At 58.8% G+C, this 7,825-nt stretch carries 3 protein-coding genes; 2 read left to right on the top strand and 1 reads right to left on the bottom strand.

Going from position 1 to position 7,825, the window contains the following annotated elements; translation table 11 throughout:
- Nucleotides 1–542: 542 nt before the first annotated feature.
- Nucleotides 543–1,502 carry an HTH-type transcriptional regulator Cbl gene (cbl, locus tag PZBJ_RS11490; protein ID WP_101762578.1) on the top strand — a complete coding sequence of 320 codons (960 nt, stop codon included), beginning with the start codon at nt 543–545 and terminating at the stop codon, nt 1,500–1,502.
- Between the two features lie 114 nt (nt 1,503–1,616).
- Nucleotides 1,617–2,462: a GNAT family N-acetyltransferase gene (locus tag PZBJ_RS11485; protein ID WP_101762577.1), complete on the top strand. Its 846-nt coding sequence runs from the start codon at nt 1,617–1,619 to the stop codon at nt 2,460–2,462.
- A 197-nt stretch (nt 2,463–2,659) separates the two neighbouring features.
- Here the strand turns inward: PZBJ_RS11485 and PZBJ_RS24140 are convergent.
- A partial coding sequence (locus PZBJ_RS24140) for an Ig-like domain-containing protein (RefSeq protein ID WP_206098213.1) occupies nt 2,660–7,825 on the bottom strand: 5,166 nt, incomplete at its 5' end.

Below are 7,825 nucleotides of genomic sequence, written 5' to 3'. Positions count from 1 at the left end.
CAGAACAAACTCTTTACGTAATGACATGGTATCTCTCGCATCCCAGGACATAAGCGACTCCATAAACGGGTTCTTATGCCTTAGTTGTAAGTGTCTACCATGTCCCCGAACAAGTGTTCACCATGTCCCCGGACTGTACACCCATCAATGGGAGAGGGGACCGATCCCGCCGATATTAGCCAAATAAATCACCTCACCAACCAACCGCTCGATCAACTCCCTCGCCCGCTTGCGGGAGCGGGGACCGATCCCGCCTATATTAGCCAAATAAATCACCTCACCAACCAACCGCTCGATCAGCTCCCTCGACTGCTTGCGGGAGCGGGGACCGATCCAGCGCATATTTAGCCACAATGATCACCTTACCAACCAACCGCTCGATCAGCTCCCTCGCCCGCTTGCGGGAGAGGGTTGGGGTGAGGGCGTCCTCCAAACTACTCCTTATTACTATTCCGCATAACACACCGTTTTTTATTATTTGTTGCGATGACACCAACTTCATAACATGGACGAAACAGGGGCAGGAATCAGGAGAAAAGGGTGTGAATTTCCAGCAACTTAAAATTATACGTGAAGCGGCCCGTTGCGAGTTCAACCTGACCGAAGTGGCAAATACGCTGTTTACCTCCCAATCCGGGGTAAGCCGCCATATTCGCGATCTGGAAGATGAACTGGGCGTAGAAATCTTTATTCGTCGTGGCAAGCGACTGTTAGGCATGACCGAACCGGGCAAGGCGCTGTTGACCATTGCTGAGCGCATCCTTGATGAAGCGGGCAAAGTACGCCGCTTAGCGGATGTGTTTACCAATGAAACCAGCGGCGTGCTGACCATCGCCACCACGCACACCCAGGCGCGTTACAGCCTGCCGCGCGTGATCAAAGCGTTTCGCCAGCTCTATCCCAACGTGCGCCTTGAGCTCAATCAGGGATCGCCGCAGGAGATTGTCGCCATGCTGCTGGCCGGTGAAGCCGATATCGGTATCGCCTCCGAGCAGTTAGTGAACAACAGCAGTCTTGCGGCATTCCCGTGGTTCAGCTGGCATCACTCGCTGCTGGTACCGCACGATCATGAACTGTTACAGCAGCAGCCCATTACGCTCGCCAGCCTGAGCCGTTATCCGTTAATCACTTATCGTCAGGGCATTACCGGCCGTTCGCGGGTGGATCGTGCATTCCAGGCTGCCGGTCTGCGCCCGGATATCGTGCTCAGCGCGCAGGATTCGGATGTGGTGAAAACCTATGTCGAACTCGGTTTAGGCGTGGGGATTTTGGCCGATCAGGCGTGCGATATTTACGAAGGGGAAGATCTGGTAAAAATCGATACCCATCATCTGTTCGATGCCAATACCGTGTGGCTTGGCCTGAAGCGCGGCCAGCTGCAACGCAATTACGTTTGGCAGTTCCTCGAACTCTGTAATGCCAACCTGTCGCTGGAGGAGATCAAGCGGCAGGCGCTCTCATACGAAACCGAAAACGAACCGGCCATCGACTTCCAGATCTAAGCCAGTACGGTGCGGCGCAACCCGGCCGCACCGCCTCGCAACCGCGTTCCCGCTTTCATCCCCGCCCTGAAATGTGCTAAAGACAAGGGCATTTCCCGCACATCAGGAGCAAACATGATCAGGCTACGCGCTATGACGCCACGCGACATTGATTCCGGCGTTGCCCTCACGCAGCAACTGCACTGGCCGCATCGCCGCGAAGACTGGCAGCAGGCGCTGACGTTCGGCGCAGGCACGGTGGCCGAACATCAGGGCGACTACGCTGGCAGCGCGCTGGGATTTCGCTGGGGCGAGCAGGCGGCCACCATCGGACTCGTCATCGTCAGCCCACGCTGGCAAGGGCTGGGCATCGGCAAACAGTTGATGCTGGCGCTGCTGGAACAATTCCCTGATTACCGGCTGCGGCTGCACGCCACCGAGAGCGGCAAACCGCTGTACCAGAAACTCGGTTTTACGGTAGCGGGCCATATCCTGCAGCATCAAACGCGCGCGCTGGCGGCGGTGCCGGCGTTAACGGTGCCAGCCGGTTTCACGCTGCGTCACGCGCTGCCCGCAGAGGCACAACCGTTGACCACCTTCGATCACCAGGCGCACGGCCTGTGGCGCCCCGCGTTAATCACCCACCTGATTGCCGCTGCACAAACCCGCATATTGCTGGATGCGCAGCAGCGCGTGCAGGGCTTTGCCAGCCTGCGCCGGTTTGGTCACGGCTGGTCGATTGGCCCGGTGATTGCGCTGAATCTGGCGAGTGCGCAAACCTTGATTGCCGCCCTGATGCAGACGCTGCGCGGCGAGTTTGTGCGCATCGATACCGACGCCGCGTTACCGCTGGCGCCATGGCTGAAAACCTTGGGTCTGCAGCAGGTGGATGCGCCCACCATCATGGTGCGCGGCACGCCGTGGATGCCGCAACCCGGCGCGATGCAGGCTTATGGTTTGATGACGCAGGCGATGGGGTGATGCCGAGTGACAAGGGGATCGATGCCGCCACGGTAACGTGCGAAATTTGTGTGACGTGACCGCCGCGCAACGTAGCGGCGCGATTTATCGCGCAATGCCAGCCGGTGCGCAATGCCCGAAGGTTCTGAGTGGGTAAACAACAAAAAAAGCCACCGAACTTCGGTGGCTTTCCAGACAGATAATAGAGGATCTAACCGTTAAATCAGCTCGGTTTTCACCCCCTGCTGCACCAGCAGTTCCGCGTCATCGCCGTGGCTGTACACTTCGTACTCCACGCCCGCGACCGTCACGGTGCCTTGCTGATGCTGCCACTCGCTGATATCGCTGCCTTGCGGCAGAATATCTTTCAGCTGCACCACATCGCCGGCATCGCCGTTGATCATCAGCTGAGTTTTACCGTCTTCGATAAATAGATCTTTTTTACCCAAGTGCAGGATATCTTCGAACGAAACAGTCAGTTCGACGTCACCTTTTTCACTTAACAGTATCGTTGTGAGTGAATTAGCTGCTCGCTCAAGGTTATGTAAATCAAAATGCGGTTCATCTGCTTCGATAACAATTTCTTGAGCATAAACCATGTCCAAATCAAAACTTAACTCAGTAACATCTTCAGATTGTGTAATTTCATTTGAATCTGCAATGGCATCATGATGTTTTATCGCTTCATCACCCCAGCGCAGATTATCTAAATAAATTAAATTATCTAAACCACCAGAGTAAATCCTTTCATTGCTAAAATCAAAGTCGATATATGAGATCATCTTACCAACAGGTGCGCGAAAATAGAAGAAAGCTCTTTCGGCATATGTAGGAGCATTCTCTAAGGTTATTTCCCCGATCAAAGTGTTCTCAGTGTCGTAGATTTTAACTTTATTTCCAGCAGATTTGCTTCCAAAATGTTCAAAGCTTACCGCACTGGTGTTTTCGCCAAATGACATCCTATTGCATCTCTGTAAATAGCCATCACTTAATTCATCTTTCGCGGTATCAAATATTCTTCCAATTACAAATAAATTTTCACCTTCAGGAATAAAGCCAATACTTTTGTCTGATACTCTTGCGGAATTCATCCAAGCGGTTACTAATTGTCCGTTTCTCTTAAAGGAGTAAGTGTACTTTGACTCAATTTTGAAACCACTTTCAAAATATCCATCAGAATCACCTGGATAGCCATTTTTATAGTTTTGGAAATTTTCTACTCCCGCACTTCCACCTGACGCTCCCGGACTCTCGAAATGGACGTTAAAGCTTTCGCTCCACTCACTCTGATTGGAACCTTCAACGGTTTTAGCGCGATATTCCCAGTCACCATTTTTGGATAGTTTAGGTGATGTTAACTCCCATTTCCCGTTTGCCTGAACAACGGCTGAACCTGCGGCTGACCAGCTACCGTTTGCTAAACTGTACTCAACAATCACAACGCTGCCCGGCACGCCTGTACCGCGCAAGGTTGGTGTTTCATCATCGGTGGCACCGCCATTGGCAATACTTCCAGTTGATGCACCATAATCATCGAAGGCATCAGTGATTACTGGCTTATTTGGAACCGCCGCGACGTATTTCACCACGAACTTGTTGCTCCACGCGCTGTAGTGATCGCCGTTCTGCGCCCGGGCCTGGAAGTCCCAGGTGTTGCTGCTGCTCAGCGCCGGTGAAGTCCACTCCCAGGTGCCGTCCGCTTTCACCACGGTGCTGCCTACTGGCTCCCACGGCACGCCCGGCGGGCTGCTCTGAATGTGGATGATGGTGCCGGCCACGCCTTTGCCGCGCAGGGTCGGCGTGCTGTCGTCGGTGGTATCACCGTTCTGCAGGCTGCCGGTCTGGGCACCAAAATCATCAAACGCATCGGTAATGATCGGCGTCGGATCGGTGTAGTTCAGAATAAAGCTGTCTGACCAGTCGCTTTTGCCGTTGCTGTTCTCAACATAGGCGCGGAAGTGCCAGTTATCGCTGTGGTCCAGCGCCGGCGACGTCCACTCCCAGGTGCCGTCCGCTTTCACCACCGTGCTGCCTACGTTCACCCACGGCTTATCCCACGGGCCGTTCTGGAAGTGAATGATGCTGCCCGCCACGCCGCGCCCGCGCAGGGTTGGCGTGCTGTCATCGGTGTAGCCGTCACTCTTCACGCTGCCGGTCACCGGACCGACGTCGTCAAACGCATCGGTGATGACCGGCTTGTCAGGCGCTGCCGCGACGTATTTCACCACGAACTTGTTGCTCCACGCGCTGAAGTGATCGCCGGTCTGCGCCTGGGCCCGGAAGTCCCAGGTGTTGCTGCTGCTCAGCGCCGGTGAAGTCCACTCCCAGGTGCCGTCGGCTCTCACCACGGTGCTGCCCACGGTCTCCCACGGCACGCCCGGCGGGCTGCTCTGAATGTGGATGATGGTGCCAGCCACGCCTTTGCCGCGCAGGGTCGGCGTGCTGTCGTCGGTGGTATCACCGTTCTTCAGGCTGCCGGTCACCGCGCCAAAATTGTCCCAGGCATCGTCGATGGTGGGCTGCATATCCAGCGCCGGATCGATGGTCAGCGTAAAGCTGTTCCAGCCGTTCTGGCCGCTCTTCTGCACCTCAAAGGTCCAGCTGCCTTTCGCCAGCCCGGACGGTGTCCACGACCAGTTGCCTGCGTTGTCCACGCTCACCGTGGTGGAGGCGTAGCTGCCGCCGTCCATTTTGTAGCGCAGCGTAATGGTGCTGTTGGCCGGGCCGCTGCCGCGCAGGGTCGGCGTGGTGTCGTCGGTGGACGCGCCGCTGCTCAGGCTGCCGGTCACCGGACCCGCGTTGTCGAACGCGCTGTCGATGCTGGCGTTGCGATCCGCGTTGGAATCAATGGTCAGCTCGTAGCGGCTCCAGTTTTCCTGGCCGTCCTTCTTCACCTCAAAGGTCCAGTGTCCGTCCTCCAGATCTGGCGCGGTCCACGTCCAGTTACCGCTGGCATCCACTTTAATAATGATGCCGCCGCTGCGGTCGCCATTGCTGTACTTCAGCGAGATGCTGCTGTTGGCCGGGCCGGTGCCGCGCAGCGTCGGGGTGCTGTCGTCGGTGGTCCCGCCGTTGGCAATGGTGCCGGTCACGGCGCCAAAGTCATCCCAGGCGCTGGTGATCACGGCATCGCGGTCCACGGTCGGGTCGATGGTCAGCGTAAAGCTGCTCCAGCCGCTCTGGCCGGCCTTCTGCACCTCAAAGGTCCAGCTGCCGTTGGCCAGCGCGGACGGCGTCCACGTCCACTTGCCGTTGCCGTCCACGCTTACCGTGGTGCTGGCGTAGCTGCCGCTGCCAAGCTTGTAGCGCAGGGTGATAACGCTGTTGGCCGGGCCGCTGCCGCGCAGGGTTGGCGTGCTATCGTCGGTGCTGCTGCCGCTGCTCAGGCTGCCGGTCACCGGGCCGACGTTATCCAGCGCGCTGTCGATGGTCGGGTAGCGATCGAGGTCCGGATCGATGGTCAGCTGGAAGCTGCTCCAGCCGTTCTGGCCGGCCTTCTGCACCTCAAAGGTCCAGCTGCCTTTCGCCAGCCCGGACGGCGTCCACGACCACTTGCCGCCGCCGTCCACGAACACCGTGGTGGAGGCGTAACTGCCGCTGCCAAGCTTGTAGCGCAGCGTGATGGTGCTGTTGGCCGGGCCGCTGCCGCGCAGGGTTGGCGTGCTGTCGTCGGTGCTGCTGCCGCTGCTCAGGCTGCCAGTGTTCGGACCGAAGTCGTCCCAGGCACTGTCGATGGTGGCGTTACGATCGGCGGTGGAGTCAATGGTCAGCTCATAGCTGCTCCACTGAGACTGCCCGCTTTTCTTCACCTCGAAGGTCCAGTCGCCGTCCGTCAGCGCCGGTGCGGTCCACGTCCAGTTGCCACTACTGTCTACCTTGATCGTGCCCTCAAACAGGGTGGCCAGGTGGAAGTAGCGCAGCAGAATGGTGCTGTTGGCCGGGCCGGTGCCGCGCAGGGTAGGTGTGGCGTCGTCGGTGATGCCGCCGTTGGCGATCAGGCCGGTATTCGCGCCAAAGTCATCCCACGCGCTGTCGATAGTCGGCTTGCGATCCACGGTCGGGTCGATGGTCAGCTTATAGCTGCTCCAGCCGTTCTGGCCGGCCTTCTGCACCTCAAAGGTCCAGCTGCCGCTGGCCAGCGCATTCGGCGTCCACATCCAGTTGCCGCTGGCGTCCACGCTCACGCTGTCGGTGTTGTAGCCACCGCTGCCGAGCTTATAGCGCAGAGTGATGACGCTGTTGGCCGGGCCGGTACCGCGCAGGGTCGGCGTGGCGTCATCGGTGACGCCGCCGTTGGAAATAACGCCTTTGACGGCACCAAAATCATCATAGGCGCTGTCAATGGTCGCGTTGCGGTCCAGGGTCGGATCGATGGTCAGCTGGAAGCTGCTCCAGCCGCTCTGGCCGGCCTTCTGCACCTCAAAGGTCCAGCTGCCTTTCGCCAGCGCGGACGGCGTCCACGACCAGTTGCCCGCGTTGTCCACGCTCACCGTGGTGGAGGCGTAGCTGCCGGTGCCGAGCTTGTAGCGCAGCGTGATGGTGCTGTTGGCCGGGCCGGTGCCGCGCAGCGTCGGGGTGCTGTCGTCGGTGATCCCGCCGTTGGCAATGGTGCCGGTCACGGCGCCGAAGTCATCCCAGGCGCTGTTAATCACGGCATCGCGGTCCACGGTGGGATCGATGGTCAGCTGGAAGCTGCTCCAGCCGCTCTGGCCGCTCTTCTGCACCTCAAAGGTCCAGCTGCCTTTTGCCAGCGTATTTGGCGTCCACGACCAGGTGCCGTTTACGTCCACGCTCACCGTGGTAGAGGCATAGCTGCCGCCGTCCATTTTATAACGCAGCGTTATGGTGCCGCTGGCCGGGCCGCTGCCGCGCAGGGTCGGCGTGGTGTCATCGGTGCTGCTGCCGCTGCTCAGGCTGCCGGTCACCGGGCCGACGTTGTCGAACGCGCTGTCGATGGTGGCATTGCGATCCAGGTTAGGATCGATGGTCAGCTTAAAGCTGCTCCAGCCGCTCTGGCCGTCCTTCTGCACCTCAAAGGTCCAGCTGCCTTTCGCCAGTGTATTTGGCGTCCATGACCAGTTGCCGCTGGCATCCACGCTCGCGCTGTCGATGGTGTAGCCACCGTTGCCGAGCTTGTAGCGCAGGGTGATAACGCTGTTGGCCGGGCCGGTACCGCGCAGGGTCGGCGTGGTGTCGTCGGTGGTCGCGCCGCTGCTCAGGCTGCCGGTCACCGGGCCCACGTTGTCGAGCGCGCTGTCGATGGTCGGGTAGCGATCGAGGTCCGGATCGATGGTCAGCTGGAAGCTGCTCCAGCCGTTCTGGCCGGCCTTCTGCACCTCAAAGGTCCAGCTGCCTTTCGCCAGCCCGGACGGCGTCCACGACCA

It is taken from the genome of Pantoea endophytica (genome assembly GCF_002858935.1).
In the GTDB taxonomy this organism is placed as follows: Bacteria; Pseudomonadota; Gammaproteobacteria; order Enterobacterales; family Enterobacteriaceae; genus Pantoea; species Pantoea leporis.
Note: the sequence above shows the minus strand (reverse complement) of the source record. Positions and strands in the feature narration are given on the sequence as shown.